Annotated in this window: 16 protein-coding genes; 14 read left to right on the forward strand and 2 right to left on the reverse strand. The window is 65.4% G+C overall.

Going from position 1 to position 15,341, the window contains the following annotated elements:
- Positions 1–443: 443 nt before the first annotated feature.
- Positions 444–1,370, forward strand: a complete 927-nt coding sequence (locus tag A2J02_RS00040; protein ID WP_068045056.1) for an LLM class F420-dependent oxidoreductase — start codon at positions 444–446, stop codon at positions 1,368–1,370.
- Positions 1,371–1,462: 92 nt separating this feature from the next.
- Here the strand turns inward: A2J02_RS00040 and A2J02_RS00045 are convergent, their stop codons facing one another.
- Complete coding sequence (locus A2J02_RS00045; protein WP_068045010.1) at positions 1,463–2,602, reverse strand: acyltransferase family protein; 1,140 nt, start codon at positions 2,600–2,602, stop codon at positions 1,463–1,465.
- A gap of 260 nt (positions 2,603–2,862) precedes the next feature.
- On the opposite strand from A2J02_RS00045, the gene A2J02_RS00050 reads away from it, so the two are divergent.
- The 9 genes from A2J02_RS00050 to A2J02_RS00090 all read left to right on the forward strand — a co-directional run bounded on the left by A2J02_RS00050 (position 2,863) and on the right by A2J02_RS00090 (position 11,367).
- Positions 2,863–3,486 carry a superoxide dismutase gene (locus tag A2J02_RS00050; RefSeq protein WP_037186603.1) on the forward strand — a complete coding sequence of 208 codons (624 nt, stop codon included), beginning with the start codon at positions 2,863–2,865 and terminating at the stop codon, positions 3,484–3,486.
- Positions 3,487–3,688: 202 nt separating this feature from the next.
- Positions 3,689–4,216: a peptidase gene (locus tag A2J02_RS00055; RefSeq protein WP_068045020.1), complete on the forward strand. Its 528-nt coding sequence runs from the start codon at positions 3,689–3,691 to the stop codon at positions 4,214–4,216.
- A 208-nt stretch (positions 4,217–4,424) separates the two neighbouring features.
- Positions 4,425–5,129 carry a TMEM165/GDT1 family protein gene (locus A2J02_RS00060; RefSeq protein ID WP_068045022.1) on the forward strand — a complete coding sequence of 235 codons (705 nt, stop codon included), beginning with the start codon at positions 4,425–4,427 and terminating at the stop codon, positions 5,127–5,129.
- Positions 5,130–5,162: 33 nt separating this feature from the next.
- Positions 5,163–6,347, forward strand: coding sequence for an ATP-binding protein (locus A2J02_RS00065; protein WP_068045026.1), 1,185 nt, complete (start codon positions 5,163–5,165; stop codon positions 6,345–6,347).
- Positions 6,344–7,360: a hypothetical protein gene (locus tag A2J02_RS00070; protein WP_068045029.1), complete on the forward strand. Its 1,017-nt coding sequence runs from the start codon at positions 6,344–6,346 to the stop codon at positions 7,358–7,360. The genes A2J02_RS00065 and A2J02_RS00070 overlap by 4 nt, the downstream gene beginning before the upstream one ends.
- Before the next feature lie 88 nt (positions 7,361–7,448).
- The gene (locus A2J02_RS00075; protein ID WP_068045032.1) at positions 7,449–8,744 is read left to right on the forward strand and encodes an ABC transporter substrate-binding protein; all 1,296 of its coding nucleotides are present in this window, start codon (positions 7,449–7,451) and stop codon (positions 8,742–8,744) included.
- Positions 8,741–9,646 carry a carbohydrate ABC transporter permease gene (locus A2J02_RS00080; protein WP_068045035.1) on the forward strand — a complete coding sequence of 302 codons (906 nt, stop codon included), beginning with the start codon at positions 8,741–8,743 and terminating at the stop codon, positions 9,644–9,646. The genes A2J02_RS00075 and A2J02_RS00080 overlap by 4 nt, the downstream gene beginning before the upstream one ends.
- Entirely contained in the window at positions 9,643–10,482 is an 840-nt protein-coding gene (locus A2J02_RS00085; protein WP_068045038.1) for a carbohydrate ABC transporter permease, read from the forward strand. Before A2J02_RS00080 ends, A2J02_RS00085 begins: the two co-directional genes overlap by 4 nt.
- Positions 10,483–10,599: 117 nt before the next feature.
- Positions 10,600–11,367 (forward strand): SDR family NAD(P)-dependent oxidoreductase, encoded by a 768-nt coding sequence (locus tag A2J02_RS00090; RefSeq protein WP_068045041.1) that lies wholly within the window; start codon positions 10,600–10,602, stop codon positions 11,365–11,367.
- Positions 11,368–11,408: 41 nt separating this feature from the next.
- On the opposite strand, the gene A2J02_RS00095 is transcribed toward A2J02_RS00090, so the two are convergent.
- Complete coding sequence (locus A2J02_RS00095; RefSeq protein ID WP_442971433.1) at positions 11,409–13,022, reverse strand: TM0106 family RecB-like putative nuclease; 1,614 nt, start codon at positions 13,020–13,022, stop codon at positions 11,409–11,411.
- 132 nt (positions 13,023–13,154) lie between these two features.
- Between A2J02_RS00095 and A2J02_RS00100 the strand changes: the two genes are divergently transcribed.
- From A2J02_RS00100 to A2J02_RS00115, 4 genes are all read left to right on the forward strand, one after another.
- Positions 13,155–13,805: a DUF6474 family protein gene (locus A2J02_RS00100; RefSeq protein WP_068045049.1), complete on the forward strand. Its 651-nt coding sequence runs from the start codon at positions 13,155–13,157 to the stop codon at positions 13,803–13,805.
- Positions 13,806–13,820: 15 nt separating this feature from the next.
- Positions 13,821–14,375, forward strand: coding sequence for a hypothetical protein (locus A2J02_RS00105; protein WP_068045053.1), 555 nt, complete (start codon positions 13,821–13,823; stop codon positions 14,373–14,375).
- Between the two features lie 43 nt (positions 14,376–14,418).
- A complete protein-coding gene (locus A2J02_RS00110; RefSeq protein WP_068045127.1) occupies positions 14,419–15,078 on the forward strand; it encodes a YcnI family copper-binding membrane protein in 660 nt (219 codons plus the stop codon).
- Positions 15,075–15,341 (forward strand): copper resistance CopC family protein (locus A2J02_RS00115; protein ID WP_197477875.1); only part of this gene is annotated, 267 nt, incomplete at its 3' end. The genes A2J02_RS00110 and A2J02_RS00115, both read left to right, overlap by 4 nt.

Below are 15,341 nucleotides of genomic sequence, written 5' to 3' on the forward strand. Positions count from 1 at the left end.
CCGGAGCGTGTCCTGCTTGCCACTCGTCGTCCTCGCGCACGTCGAGCAGGATGGCCGTCGTAGGGAACGGCACCGGCAGGCGATCGACGGTGACGGCAGGCGACTGCTCGGGATGCGACACACCTCGATCTTGTCACGCGTCCGCGCGGGGCTGCTACCCGTGTCCTCGCGACCGAAGCGCGACCTCGCTATGACCTACATCACTGCAGTCACAGAAGTTATCCACAGTATCCACAGATCGATCCACAGAATCGGGGTCTGTGCCGGTTTCTATCCACAGGTCAGAGCGTCGAGTCGGTCCCCCGGTGTATCGAGTACCAACTCGGCCTGTGGATCGATGGTGATTTGACACAGCCATCGTCTGCGGTCCCGTGAAGCCGCTGTTTAGGCTGGCGAACATGACTAACCCACCGCAGGTCGTTCCGCAGGCTCCCCTCCCGTCCATCGAGCTACGCGTCTTCACCGAACCGCAACAGGGTGCCACCTACGACGAACTGCTCCGCGTCGCGAAAGCTGCCGAGGAGTTCGGCTACGGCGCATTTTTCCGATCCGACCACTACCTCGCGATGAGCGGTGACGGCGGCCCAGGGCCCACCGACGCGTGGATCACCCTGGCCGGGCTGGCCCGCGAGACCTCGACCATTCGCCTGGGCACCCTCGTCACCTCAGCGACCTTCCGCTACCCGGGGCCCCTGGCCATCAGCGTCGCCCAGGTCGACGCCATGAGCGGCGGCCGCGTCGACCTCGGCCTCGGTGCCGGCTGGTTCGAGGACGAGCACAAGGCCTACGGCATCCCGTTCCCTCCGCTCGGTGAACGTTTCGACCGGCTCGAGGAGCAACTCGCCGTCATCACCGGACTCTGGGACACCCCCGTCGGCGAGACGTTCTCACACGCGGGCACGCACTACCCCGTCACGAACTCCCCCGCGCTCCCCAAGCCGGTGCAGACGCCGCACCCGCCCATCGTCATCGGCGGCGGAGGCAAGAAGCGCACCCCGGCACTCGCCGCGAAATACGCCGACGAGTTCAACATCCCCTTCGCCTCGCTGGCCGATACCGAGACACAGTTCGGTCGCGTCCGCGCAGCTTGCACAGCAGCCGATCGCGACCCCGACTCGCTCGTCTACTCCAACGCCCTCGTCCTCTGCTGCGGCCGCACCGAAGAAGAAATCACACGTCGCGCCGCTGCCATCGGCCGCGAGGTATCCGAACTACGCGAGAACGGTGCCGCTGGAAGCCCCGCTGAACTCGTCGACAAAATCGGTCGCTTCGGAGCTGTCGGAGCCACCCGCGTGTACCTGCAGACCATGGATCTCACCGACCTCGATCACCTCGAACTCGTCGCATCCGAAGTTCTCCCACAGCTCTGACCCCCGCCGAAACCCGCCCCCTGAGTCCACTCAACGTGACATTGACTGCCCAAAAGTCCACTGAATGTCACATTGAGTACCCAGGGGGTCGGTCAGGTGGCGGATCGGGCGCGCAGGCGTGCGTAGTGAGTGCTGATATGTCGTGCCGCGGGCAGTTCGATCCATCGGTACATGATTTCGGCGAGTGCGGCGGTACCGGCCAGGAATGCCAGGACGGCGGCGCTGGGGCCCAGGTGTGGTTCGACGGTTGCGTAGATGCGGTAGAGCACGAGGGTGTGGATCAGGTAGATCGCGTAGCTCCGGGTGCCGATCCATCGGATGACGGGCCAGCGGGTGATGGGTCCGTTGTATCGGGCGAGTATCAGGACCGTTCCGGTGACGACGAGCAGTGTCCAGAGGTAGGTGTCGCCCATCCAGAAGGTGTGGACTTCGATGGCGAGTCGGATCACTTCGATCTGGGCGATGACGCCGACGACAACCCATCGCCAGGTGATCAGTCGTGCCCATCCGAGGTAGGCGATCTGGCCGAGAAACAGTGTGGGGAGTACGCCCGCGACCTTGGTCAGGAACGGGACTGTGTAGGGCTGCGGTAGGTAGAGGTTGTAGACGATCACCAGGGCGCACAGTGCAGCTCCGACGAGTGGCACCACGATGGGTCTGGTGTTCAGCGTTCCGCGCATCGAGATGCAGTAGAGGTAGAACACGATCTGGACGACGAGGGTCCAGGTGACGCCGAGGACGGCAACTTCCGGTCGCAGGAAGAAGCCGCCGAGGAAGAAGCTGAGGAACGCTTCGCCGTTGGTGATGCCGGGTTGGCCGCTGAACATTCCGTTGAGGCCGAGTTTGACCAGGATGACGGCCATGGCGACGGCGAACCAGAGCGCCGGGACGAGGCGGGCGAGGCGCGCGACCATGAAGTCCCGACGCGATTGCCGCATGGCGGATCGGGTGATCAGCAGGCCGGTGAGCAGCATGAAGATGCTGACTCCGACGAACGAGAGGTGCATGTTGAGGCCTGCGTCCTCGATGAGGACGGTGTTGACGACGTCGATCATCCACCAGCCGCCGCCGATGTCGTCGAGCAGATAGAACGAAATGTGTGAGTACAGCACCGCGAGGACGGCGATGACGCGGAGGAGGTCGGCACCGTCCATCTGGACTCGGGGCGCGTCGACCGGCTGCGTGGCGGCGGACTTGTCGACCGTATTCTGGCTCGGTCGGTCCCCTTCCACACCCGCGAGTTTAGGTTCCGTTCATCTGTAGGACCAATCCGCGGCCGCTCCGCAACTGATTCGTGATATTCGGAGCAGATTCACAGCCAAATAATTCGCTTGTCTCGTTCACACGAATTTATTCCGAGAAAAGCATCTCGGTTACAACTGTTGCACTGGGGGTAGGAATGAGATTGGGTTGAACCCTACGAAAGATCCGCAGTAGGACGAACGTGCCCGCATCACACGATGGGTACGGCGTCGTTAGAGAAGGGAACCACGTGTCCGAGTACACCTTGCCCGACCTTGATTTCGATTACTCCGCCCTCGAGCCGCACATCTCGGGCGAGATCAACGAGCTTCACCATTCCAAGCATCACGCGACCTACGTCGCAGGCGCGAACACCGCGGTCGAAAAGCTCGCCGCCGCGCGTGACAACGACGATCATGCAGCCATTTTCCTGCTGGAGAAGAACCTCGCGTTCCACCTCGGTGGCCACGTCAACCACTCCATCTGGTGGAAGAACCTCTCGCCCAACGGTGGCGACAAGCCCGAGGGTGAGCTCGGTGCCGCGATCGACGACCAGTTCGGTTCTTTCGACAAGTTCCGCGCACAGTTCACCGCTGCCGCCAACGGCCTGCAGGGCTCCGGCTGGGCAGTTCTGGGCTACGACTCGCTGGGCAAGAAGCTACTCACCTTCCAGCTCTACGATCAGCAGGCCAACGTGCCGCTCGGCATCATCCCGCTGCTCCAGGTCGATATGTGGGAGCACGCCTTCTACCTGCAGTACAAGAACGTCAAGGCCGATTACGTGAAGGCGTTCTGGAACGTCGTCAACTGGGCCGACGTCCAGGCTCGTTTCGAGGCCGCAACGTCGAAGACCCCGGGTCTGATCTTCCCGTAGGTCCTCGCACCACCGGCTTCACCGACAGCGTCGATGGACCACTGCCCCGCTCAGACGGGTGCAGTGGTCCATTCACGCTTCGAAGGGAGTTCGCTGGCACTCTCCCCATCTTGTGTGCCAGCCGTTTTCGCGTCATTCTCTTCCTACCCAACGTCGTGTACCCGGCTTCGAGCCCTGTACCTGTCTGGGAGGAACGATCGAGATGGACGAGCGAGATCTCATCGGTGTTTCACCGTTTCATGCCGCCGGTCTGCTGCGCGGATTCGTTGTTTCCGGGCGCTGGCCGGACACAACCAAGGAATGGGCGCAGTTTCTGGCCCTCGCTGTGCGGGTGGCCTCGATGCCGGGCCTGTTGGCGACGTCGACGGTGTTCGGGGTGCGTGAGGAATTGCCCGACGACCCCGCGCCGGGAACGGTCGGCTTGGTCGTCGCCGAGGGTCCGGTGATCGGTGACTTCGCGTTGGCTCCCGGACGGTTCGCCGCGCATCAACCTGCCGCCCTGCTGATGCTGCATCCCCCGTCGGAGACGACACCGACGCTCCCGGAATGTGTCGGCGCGGCGTCCGGCTGCGTTCTGCTCCCCGGCCTTCCACATCTCGGACTCGACCACCGGGCGGCGTGGGTGGAGGCAGAGTCCGACGGCACCGTGACCTCGATGGTCAGCCGGGTCGGTCTCGATCCCATCAACGATCCCGACACCGCAGTTTTGGCGATGCTCCTCGCATCCTGACCGCTGTCCGCACACGAATTTTCGGGAACCCAAACTTATTGTCGCATTGGACAATTCGCGACGACGCCCCTACAGTCGTGTGCAGCGAAGGGGAGTAGCCCCCAATCACCGTGTCGACATACTGGTTGCTCGAATGCAACCCGGCACCTGAACCGGCCAGTTCCGGTGGGCGAGACCTTCGGTCCTGTCGACGACCGAGGAGTCCGCTGTGCTGTCCGCATTACTGTTGAGTTTCGCTGTCATTTTCGTCGCCGAGCTGGGTGACAAGTCCCAGCTCATGGCCATGACGTTCGCCCTGCGCTACAAGTGGTACGTCGTCATCGGCGGCATCACCGTTGCCACCACCGTGGTGCACCTGGTCTCGGTCGCGGTCGGCCACTTCCTCGGTGTATCGATCCCCACCGAGGCGATCTCCATCGTCGGCGGCATCGCGTTCGTCATCTTCGGCCTCTGGACGCTACGCGGCGACTCCCTGTCCGACGACGAGGGCGCGAAGGCCTCTCGGGTCACCAAATCTGCGTTCCTCGCGATCGCGTCGGCGTTCTTCCTGGCCGAGCTCGGCGACAAGACGATGCTGGCCACCGTCACTCTCGCCGCCGACAACGACTGGGTGGGCGTGTGGATCGGCTCTACCGTCGGCATGGTCGCTGCCGATGCACTCGCCATCGTGGTCGGCGCGGTACTCGGAAAGCACCTGCCGGAGCGCATGATCCAGTACGGCGCGGCCATCCTGTTCTTCGTCTTCGGTGCGGTCCTGTTCTTCGAGGGCCTGATGCCCGGCACCGCAGCTCCCTACATCGCGGCCGGAGCAGTTGTCGCGATCTCCGCCGTCGTCGTCGCCGTGTTCGTTCGACGCTCCCGCATCAGGGCAGCGCGGGAATCGGCGCAGCAGACCAGCACCGAACACGCCTGACCTTGGTTTACACTCCTCTCCCGGGAGGGGTGCATGAACAACGAGCAGCAGGTGAGTACGACCGACGCGGCGCACCACTCGACCGACCGGCTGATCAGAATCTTCGGCCGTTTCGTCGGTACCGGCTATCTCATCTATCTGCTGCTGTTGATCCCGGATATCGAACGGAGCAGCGAGGTGGTTCCCGGTTGGTGGACTCCGGTCACCGTTGCGGTCGTGTTCGGCACCGGATTCGCGTTCGCGGCCTCCACCTTTCACCCGCGCATCGGGGTCATTCGCGTTTCCGGTTCCGTGGCCGCGTTGGCGTTCCCGATCATGGCCCTGCTGTGGTGGGTGGCGTGGGACGGTGCCACCTTCGATCAAGCCGGGACGTTTCTCTCGGTGTTTCCCGGCCTGGCGGCACTCGCCGCTGCGACGGTGTGGCACCCCGTCCCGGCGTTCATCCACATGAGCGTGAGCGTCGTTCTTGTGCAGCTGGCCAACCAGGCTGTGCGAGAACCGTTCCCCCGCAGCAACATCATTGCGGAGATCTTCTTCGCGATGATGTTCTGCACGGTGTTCGTTGCCGCGACACTCGCCGCGGTGCGCACCGGACGCATTCTCGACGCGACGATCTCGACCACACACGACGACGCAGCCCGGGCGGCTGCGGCCACCGCGCGTGAAGTCGAGCGCGAACGGTTCGACGCGCTGATCCACGACGAGGTCATGTCTTCGCTGCTGGCTGTTGCCCGCCATGGCCGCACGCCCAGCCTGGCGCATCAGGCGCGCTCGACTCTGCTACATCTCGATGACCTGACCACCGGCACCGTCTCGGAAACGTTCTCGGCCGACGAGACTCTGGCTCAGCTTCGTTCTGCCGCAACGACAGTGGACGAGTCGATCGACTTCACCGTGCACGAGGGCGCGCTCGAGCGGACAGAGCACTACCCGGCCGAGACGGTACGCGCCATCGCCGCTGCACTGGCAGAGGCTTTGCGCAACAGTAGAATTCATGCCAGGGCATCACATCGTTCGGTTGCCGTGGAGCTGGCCCCGTCGTCGATGCGCATCACCGTTCAGGACAACGGCGTCGGCTTCGATCGACGTTCGGTGCCGCCCCACCGACTCGGCGTCGCCGTCAGCATCGAAGGCCGGATGCGTCAACTCGACGGTGGATCGGCCGAGATCCAATCCTCCACCGCAGGCACCATAGTGCGATTGGGGTGGAAGCGATGAACGGCCAGGACATCCGCGACCTGCTGTCGATGAGGTCGGCGGCGGCGTACGCGGTTGCCGGTTTCTTCGTCCTCGCGTGCCTGGTGTGCGCATCCGCAACCCTGACCGGGGTGTCCGCAGTGTGGCCCGAGTACGCAGCTGTGCTTGCACTCTCGGCCGCGGTCATCCTGCTGCTCAGCGCGCCGGGTGACCCACTGACCGCGCAGTCGACCGCACTGATGACCGTATCGGGCCCGGTGGCAGCCGCGCTGGTCTTCGCCGTCCTGCCGGTGCCGCTGACCGGAAGCTTGCAGACCTGGCCCCTGGGGATGTCGGTGGTGATCTACACCTTCATGTGTGTCCGCGGTCGCACACTCGCCGCGTGGCTCGGGCTGGCACTGACCATGTCGGTGGCCATCGGGTGGGCGGTGGTGACGGGTCAGGGATTTCTGTACGGGCTCTCGTTCAGCGCGATCAACATCGCGCCGCTGTTGATGGCGACGTTCTTCGCCTTCACCATTCGTCCCTTGGCCGCCGCAATTTTCGAGCTGCGCAAGCAGTCGACGGTGCGTATCGCGTCCCAGGCCGCGGCGGCGGCCGTGCTCGAGGAACGCGACGCTCGCCTGGCCAGTCTCGACGCGTTGGCCCGTCCGCTGCTGCAGCGCATCGCCGACGGCCCCGATCCCACCGACGAGGAGATCCTCGCGTGTCGACTCCTCGAAGCCGAGCTCCGCGATTCCCTCCGCGCCCGCGGTCTGGTGCGACCCGATCTCGCTCGCGCGGCCAGGTCTGCGCGGGCCCGCGGGGTGGAGGTGATGATGCTCGACGACCGATCTCCGAACGCTCTCGACGACGACGCCCGAGAACGCATCGTGGCCGCCGCGTCGAGCGCACTCGATGCCGCCGAAGCAGGCGCGGTGACGGTCCGGCTCCTACCTCCTGGCCGCCCCGTGGCGGCGACGATTCTGCTCGACGACCTGGGCGACGGTGCACACCGAGTCGAGTACGACCACACCGGGCGCAACCGAAGCTGACGGCCGGGTTTGGGCGCAGACCGTCGTGGTTACCCTGCGGCGGACCAGTTGGTCTGCCGCACCGGCAGCCGATGAACGGAGCCCAGCAATGCCTCTCGATCGTCGATCCTTCCTGATCGGATCCGGTGCCGCCGCAGTGCCGTTGCTGCTGGCCGGATGCGGCTTCGTCAGATCCAGCCCGTCGCAGCAGACCGAGGGCACACTCACGTTCACCACCTGGGGTACCGATGCCGAGCTGGCCGGCTTCCGGGACTCGATCAGCGCGTTCGAGGCGGCCAATCCCGGGACGACGATCACCCTCAACGCGGTGCCGTACGAGCAGATGTTCACCAACATCGACGCCCAGCTGCAGGCAGGCAATCCACCCGACATCTTCCGCGTCCCGTATTACACGTTCGGTGCATATGCCGGCCGCGGCCAACTGCTGGATCTGTCGCCGCTGTTGGCGTCGGACACGCGGGATCAGTTCACGCCCACAGCGTGGGCCGCAGTGCAGAACGGCGGAATCCCCTACGGCCTACCGCACCACACCGACACCTCGGCAATTCTGGTGAACCGAAACCTGTTGTCGCAGGCCGGTATCGACTCGGTTCCGACAAGCCTGGACGACGCCTGGACGTGGGACGAGCTGGCGTCGATCGGCGACCGACTGCGTTCCTCGCTGCCGGCCGACAAGTACCCGTGGGCCTACAACTGGCAGGGCAACGGCGTCACCCGCTGGCTGAGTCTGCTGTTCCAGGCCGGCGGGTCCTTCCTGGCCGAGGACCAGAAGACTCCACTGATCGACTCCGACGAGGCGCGCCGAGCCGTCGAATTCTCGTCGTCCTTCTTCTCGAACGGCTACGTGCCGGCGAACAACACCATCGCGTCGTCGAGTTACGCCAGCGAGGCCTGGTTCTCGCAATCGGTAGCGATGGTGTGGTCGGGTGCATTCCAATTGCCCGACGCCGATGCGACGGCCAGTTTCGATTGGACGGCCACCTTCGCACCCCGAGATCGCCGGGGCGGCGGCGACTTCGGTGGCAACGCACTCGTCGCCACGTCGCAGACCTCGCAGCCGGAGCTGGCGGCGTCGTTCCTCGAGTTCGTCACCCAGCAGGAACAGATGCGCAACTTCTGCAGGGCCGCCTCGTTGCTGCCGACGCGTACCGATCTGCTCAACTCCGACCTCGAGTTCGATATCCGGTCGGAGCTGGCCCCGATCTTCGCAGCTCAGGCCACTACGGTGCAGCCGCAGGATGCCGCTCAGGTCGCGTCGCCGTCGATGTCGGCGATCATTCCGGTTCTCAAGGAGCAACTCGATCTTGCGTTCGCCGGTTCGCAGGATGCCGCTGCCACCGTCTCGGCGTTGCAGAGCGGAATCGCCGGGGTCACCGGCGCATGACGGCTGTAGTACGAGCGAAGACCAAACGCGCCGGGGCCAGGAAGGAAGCGTTCGCGGCCGCCGGATTCCTGGCCCCCAGCTATGCACTGTTGGCCGTGTTCGTCCTCGTTCCTCTCGTCGCCGCGTTTGTCGTCAGCCTGCAGCAGACGGACGGCTTCGGTGCAGGTGAGTTCGTCGGGGCGGCCAATTACGCACGCCTGGTGGATGATCCGCTGTTCTGGCGGGCGCTGATCAACACGCTGCTGTTCACGGCGTTGGTCACTCCGTTGTCGATGCTGTTCGGTCTGATCGCTGCCGTCCTGCTCAATTCCGCGTTGCCGGCGAGGCCGCTGTGGCGTTCGCTGGTGATCCTGCCGATGGCCGTCTCGGGCGTGGCCACCGGACTGATCGGCATTCTGGTGTTCGACCAGAACTCGGGCGTGCTCAACAATCTCATCGGTTTCCTCGGGCTGCCTGCTATCGACTGGCAGTCCTCCCCCGGGCCGGCTTTCGCGTCGATCGTCATCGCCACGGTGTGGTGGCGCACCGGGTTGAACATGCTGATCTATCTGGCCGGTCTTCAAGGTCTCGGTCCCGACCTCTACGAGGCGGCCCGGCTGGACGGCGCGAACGCATTTCAGCGCTTCCGCAACGTGACGGTGCCGCTGCTGGGTCCCACGTCGTTCTTCCTGCTGGTGCTCAACGTCATCTACTCGTTCCAGGTGTTCGATCTGGTCTTCGTCCTCACCGGCGGCGGACCGGGCGGGGCGACGTCGGTGCTGGTCACGTACGCCTACGAGACGGGCTTCGTCACCCGCGATCAGGGCTACGCCGCATCGATCGGCATGGTGCTGTTCCTGTTCGCCCTCACCTTCGCCGCCGCGCAGTGGCGCGCGAGCCGAACGAAGGATCTGGTCGAATGAGCGGGCCGAGAAACGCGTCCGCTCGACGCGCACTGGTGCTGCGCACCGTGATCATCGCCGTCATCGGCCTGATCACCGTCGCACCGCTGTATTGGATGCTGGCCGTGGCGTTCTCGACTCGCGGGGAATTGCTGGGCGGGGGTGAGCTACGGCTGTGGCCGCGCCAGGTGACGTGGGAGAACGTCACCCGCGTGTTCGACTCGTTCCCGGTCGCGACGTGGCTGGGCAACTCGATCGCCATTGCCGTCGTGGTCACGATCATCACCGTGGTGACGAGTCTGCTCGCAGGATATGCGTTTGCGCACTTGAAGTTCCGATTCTCGACGCCGCTGTTCTTCATTGCGCTGGCAACGTTGGTACTGCCCGTGCAGGTGATCATGGTGGCGCTGTTCCGCATCGTCGTCGGACTCGGTCTCTACGGCACGTACTGGGCGGTGATCCTGCCGAGTTCGGCGTCGGCGTTCGGGCTGTTCCTCGCGCGTCAGTTCATGCTCGGCATTCCCCGTGAGCTGCTCGAGGCGGCCCGACTCGACGGTGCCGGGCATTGGCAGATCTTCCGACGCGTCGTGCTGCCGCTGTCGGGACCGCTGATCGCCGTCCTCGCCTTCATGAGCCTGCTGCAATCGTGGAACGACTTCGCGTGGCCGCTGATCGCGCTGCGGGAGAACGAGTTGTTCACCCTCCCCATCGGCCTGCTGTACCTGCAGGGCCAGGCGAACAGCGATTACGGTGCCACGATGGCGTTCGCGCTGATCAACGTCGTGCCGATGGCGTTGCTGTTTCTGTTCTTCCAGAAATACTTCATCGCCGGATTCGCGCGCAGCGGTATCAAGTAGGCCCCACTCCAGGGTGCCTGAGGGCGGGTGAGGTGCCCCGCCGGTTATGGTGCAAGCGACTACGAGGTCGCAGCCTGTGCCGCGGCCCGCCACCGTGAGCGAAGGGGATCGTACGACGTGGAGATTTCAGGAACAGCAGCACTTGTCACCGGCGGGGCATCGGGCCTCGGTGCCGCAACGGCCGCACGTCTGGCCGCCGCGGGCGTCACCGTCTTCGGACTCGATCTGCCGCAGTCCATCGAGCGGGCCGGAGACAGCGTCCCGGCCGGGGTGACTCTCATTCCGGCAGACGTCACCAGCGAAGCCGAGGTCGAGGCCGCACTGGACACCATCGTCGAATCCGGAGTGCCGCTGCGCATCGTCGTCAACTGCGCGGGGGTGGGCTGGGCGGGCCGCATTCTGTCCAAGAAGGGACCGCACGATCTAGAGCTGTTCCGCACCGTCATCACCATCAACCTGCTCGGCACGTTCAACGTGATGCGCCTGGCCGCGAACCGGATGCAGTCGCAATCGACCGTCGACGACGCAGGCCAGCGCGGCGTCGTCATCAACACCGCATCGGTGGCCGCATTCGAGGGCCAGATCGGCCAGATCGCCTACACCGCTTCCAAGGGCGGCGTGCACGCGATGACCATCACCGCAGCTCGCGACCTGGCGCAGGTCGGCATCCGCGTCAACACCATCGCCCCCGGCATCGTCGACACCCCGATGCTGGCAGGCGTCACCGAGGAATACCGTCAGGGCCTCGAGGCGTCGGTGCCGTTCCCCTCACGTCTGGCGCAGCCCAGCGAGTACGCGCAGCTGGTCCAGATGATCGCCGAGCACGACTACCTCAACGGTGAGACCATCCGCATGGACGGCGCGATCCGCATGGCGCCGCGTTAATCACTGACCACTGGCGCGTGACCCCGCCGATCGAGGCGGGGTCACGCGCGAGCGCGCAGATCCGCTACCGTCGGGATTTCCTTCTCGGCGCGGTCGGACATCCACTCGCGCAACACTTTTGTTGCGAGCACGTCGTCCTCGTTGTAGACGAGCAGTCGCTCGCGCTGCGTGTGGTCGGGCTCGGCGTCGTATCCGACGGCTTCCCGGTACCACCCCATCGACGCCTCGCCGCCGGCTTCGTCGTCACGCCACGAAAATCCTGCGACCGGCGCAATCTTCTTCAGTCCCTTGCCGTTCGGGCAGATGAACTGATCGCTCACGGCCTGGTAGATGTCCACCCACTGCTCACTGTCGATGAACTCGCGAATCTGCGCCTCGGTGGGAACCCCGGGAACGTCCGCGAAACGGCGTGCCGAGTCGAGCAGCCACTTGTCTTCCGCCTGTCGCGAATAGCAGTACGCGGCAAAGGTTTTACCGCGCGCGGCGGCGTCGGCCCTGGTGTCCATCAGCCAGTTCCAGAACACCGCGAACGAGCGTCCCTCGTCGACGGTCGGCAGCGGATCCCACGTGACGAAACCCCGATACGACGGCGGCGGGCCGCCCGCCTCGGTGAGCAGCGTGCCCCACAGATACGCGCCGTGTTCCTGGTAGCTCTCCATGTCCACGTCCACCTCGACGTCGGCGCGATGCACCGAGACGGTCTCCGAGCGCCGGAGCAGCGGCACGTCCGCTCGCCAGGCCAGCGCGGCGGACACGGCGTCGTCGAAGTTTCCGAACGGCCACTCCTCGGGAGCCGGGCCGGTCCACTGCGCCAACTCGTCGATGGTGCGCACGCCCGCGCTGCGCAACACCTCGGCGCGGGACCCGGAGGCGACAAGCGAGACGTCCCGAACGGCTTCGAGTTGCGGCTTGCAGTCGAACCACCATGCACACGAACGACATTCGCTCACCTGGGAAGGCACCGTGAACGCGACGCCCTGGGCCACCGCGAGCCGGTCCGCGAAGCGGATGTCGTATTCGTCGAGGACCGTCGTGAGATCGTGCACCAGCATGCATTCACCCTTGTAGCCCACCGCGCCGCCGACGGGCGTGGCCGTGGCCAGACCCTCGTGCGCGAGCATCCGATACAGGTGCGCGAGCCGGAGTTGATCGCGCAGCTGACTGCGCACCTTTCGAGTCTCGTCGATCGCCGGAGACCACTGATCGAGCGGAGTGGTGCGCGCGCCACGGCCGGGGTCGGTGACCTTGTGGTTGACGACGATCACCGGGATGTATCCGCCCGCCGCGTCGCGGACGAGCAGTTCGCTGCGACCGCGTCGGCCGGTGTCACGTTCGAGGGGTAGCACCGCGTTCCAGATACGTTCCACTCCGGCTCGGCAGGCGGCGACGGTGGCTTCGGCAGCGTCGCGGGCAGTGGGTTCGTCGATCTCGATCCACAGCATCGGATCGTCCACGGCCAACTGCGTGCGGACGTTCTCCCGGTGAGCCTGAGCTGCTTCTCGACGCTGCCGTACCCCTGGGTTCTCGGGTTCGCCGCGCAACAACGACCCGTACGCCGTGTCGAGATAGAGACGATGCCGACACCGCGTCAACGATCCGGCGTCGAGCAGCACGGGCACCGGTGATGTGGCTGCCGCACCTCGTTGACCGTTCACACTGCTAGACACTAGGTCAGCCCTCCGACAGCCGGTACAGATCACCGCCCGTCAGCCTGTGAACACCACCGCCCGATAAGGTGTGTGGAACGCACCGTTTCCGCCTAGCAGCACCCGTCAGGAGCCTTGTCGATGGGTTTGTTCCGCAAGCGTAAGGGTCGAGCCACTCGTAAGGCAGAGGCCAAGGCACTCAAGCACAAGGCAACGTTGGAAGCGAAGCTCGGCGCAAAGAACGAGCGCAAGCAGTTGAAGTCGATCGCCAAGGCGCAGCGCAAGCTCAGCGCGGTGGAGGCGAAGTCGCAGAAGAACGTCGAGAAAGCGCAGGTGTCTGCTCTGAAAGCCCAGCAGAAGGCTGCGGTGCAGGGAACGCTGAGCGTGGCTCAGATCCGCAAGTACCTCGGCATCGCTCGGCTGCTGATTCCGGTGTTGGCCCCCATTCTGTACCGCGGTGCGACGGTCGTTCGCGCGCAGCTCGACAGCCGCAAGGCGCAGCAGCTCGGTGTCGCTCCCGATCAGCTCAGCGAATACACCGGCCACGGCGGCAAGCTCAGTGCCCGCATCGCCGGTGCCGAGAAGTCGCTCGACACCATCGGTGCACGCCACTCCGATCCCGAGACCAAGAGTTTCGGTGCTGCGATCAGCGAGCGTCTGGACGATCTCACCACCGCCGTCCGCGCGTCCGAGCAGATGCCGCCCGCTCGCCGCAAGACCGCACACGCCGCGATCTCCGCAGAGCTCGACGGCATCGAAGCCGATCTGCTCGCCCGTCTCGGCGTGTGCTGACCTCCTGAACAACCGATGACCGACAGCTCTGCCGCCCCGCTTCGCGGCGGAGCTGTCGGTATCGTCACCGCGGCGCTCGCGGTGGCCGCTCACGGCATGGCCGGCGGCGGTTGGCCCGACGGTTCCGCACTGGCTCTGCTCGTCGTCGTCAGCATCGGGGTGGGTGCCATGACGGCCCTGCCCAGACGTTCGACCGTCCTGCTGCTTCCCGCTCTGCTGGGCGGACAACTCGTCGCCCATATCGCGCTGAGCCTCGGCAGTGCAGCGGAGATGCACGCGCATTCACTGTTGCCCAGCACAGCGATGATCGCCTTTCACGCGGCCGCCTCGGTCGTCACCGGCCTGATGATCGCCGCGGCCGAGCGCCTCTACGGCCCCATCACGTCCATCGTCCGAGCGATTCTCGCGCTCCTCACTCCCCTGCCCGACGGTTCCGCCGTCGGTCGCGTGTCCATGTCCGTTGCTGTTCCGTCGGTAGACGGCACCGCTCTGGACTGGGTCATTTCTCGTCGCGGTCCCCCGATGTCGTCTTGCTCGTTCCGCGGGCTCCACTCGCGGTCGGCATTCTGACCGACACCCTTTTCCGCTTCTCTGCACAGAAATGACCCAACCCATGAAGAGCTCTCTTTCCCGTGCCCTGTTCGTCTCGGGAGCCACCGTCGGCGCACTGTTGATCGGCGCAGGCGCTGCGTCCGCGCACGTCGTCGTCTCCGCTCCCGACGCCGCGCAGGGCGGCTACTCGGTGCTGACGTTCCGCGTTCCCACCGAGTCCGATACCGCCTCGACCAGTTCGGTCAAGGTGACCCTCCCCGGCCTCAATTCCGCGCGCACACAGCCCGTTCCGGGCTGGACATCCACCGTCGAGAAGGACTCCGCCGATCTCGCGGTATCGGTGACGTGGACGGCGAACCCCGGTTCCGAGGTCGGGCCAGGCCAGTTCCAGCAGTTCCTGCTCTCGGCGGGCCCGCTGCCCGAGCAGGAGACCGTCTCGTTCCCGGCCACCCAGACCTACACCGACGGTGAGGTCGTCGACTGGAACGAGCCGATGACCGAGGACGGTAGCGAGCCCGAATTGCCCGCTCCCACCCTGACTCTCGCCGCGGCCGGCAGTGATGCGCACGGCAGCGCCCACACCGAGACCACCGCCGCCTCTCAGGCGTCGACGTCTTCGGAGGACAACACCGCCCGCTGGCTCGCCGGCGTCGGACTCGTGCTCGGTGCCGTCGGCGCAGGCCTTGGCATCGGTGCAACGATCAGGGCGCGGCGCTCATGAGATCACTGGTCCTGTCCACGAGGGCGCTGGTCGTCTCGGTCGCAGCACTGCTGATGCTGTTGATCGCCGCACCGATCGCCTCGGCTCATTCGCAGGTCACCGGGTACAGCCCGGCCGACGGGTCCTCCCTGGACGCGTCTCCGGCCACGGCGTCCGTGTCGTTCAACGAGGTGCCGCAGTCGCAGTTCGCCACACTCAACGTCGTCGGGCCCGACGGCAACATCTGGTCGAAGGGTGATGCGCGCATCGAGGGCCAGAGCGTC

The organism is Rhodococcus sp. EPR-147 (assembly GCF_001647185.1).
Taxonomy (GTDB): domain Bacteria; phylum Actinomycetota; class Actinomycetes; order Mycobacteriales; family Mycobacteriaceae; genus Rhodococcoides.

Coding starts and splice junctions, on each gene's coding strand:
- A2J02_RS00110 (WP_068045127.1), top strand. CDS start 14,419: ATGAAGAGCTCTCTTTCCCGTGCCCTGTTCGTCTCGGGAGCCACCGTC.
- A2J02_RS00085 (WP_068045038.1), top strand. CDS start 9,643: ATGAGCGGGCCGAGAAACGCGTCCGCTCGACGCGCACTGGTGCTGCGC.
- A2J02_RS00080 (WP_068045035.1), top strand. CDS start 8,741: ATGACGGCTGTAGTACGAGCGAAGACCAAACGCGCCGGGGCCAGGAAG.
- A2J02_RS00100 (WP_068045049.1), top strand. CDS start 13,155: ATGGGTTTGTTCCGCAAGCGTAAGGGTCGAGCCACTCGTAAGGCAGAG.
- A2J02_RS00065 (WP_068045026.1), top strand. CDS start 5,163: ATGAACAACGAGCAGCAGGTGAGTACGACCGACGCGGCGCACCACTCG.
- A2J02_RS00070 (WP_068045029.1), top strand. CDS start 6,344: ATGAACGGCCAGGACATCCGCGACCTGCTGTCGATGAGGTCGGCGGCG.
- A2J02_RS00055 (WP_068045020.1), top strand. CDS start 3,689: ATGGACGAGCGAGATCTCATCGGTGTTTCACCGTTTCATGCCGCCGGT.
- A2J02_RS00075 (WP_068045032.1), top strand. CDS start 7,449: ATGCCTCTCGATCGTCGATCCTTCCTGATCGGATCCGGTGCCGCCGCA.
- A2J02_RS00105 (WP_068045053.1), top strand. CDS start 13,821: ATGACCGACAGCTCTGCCGCCCCGCTTCGCGGCGGAGCTGTCGGTATC.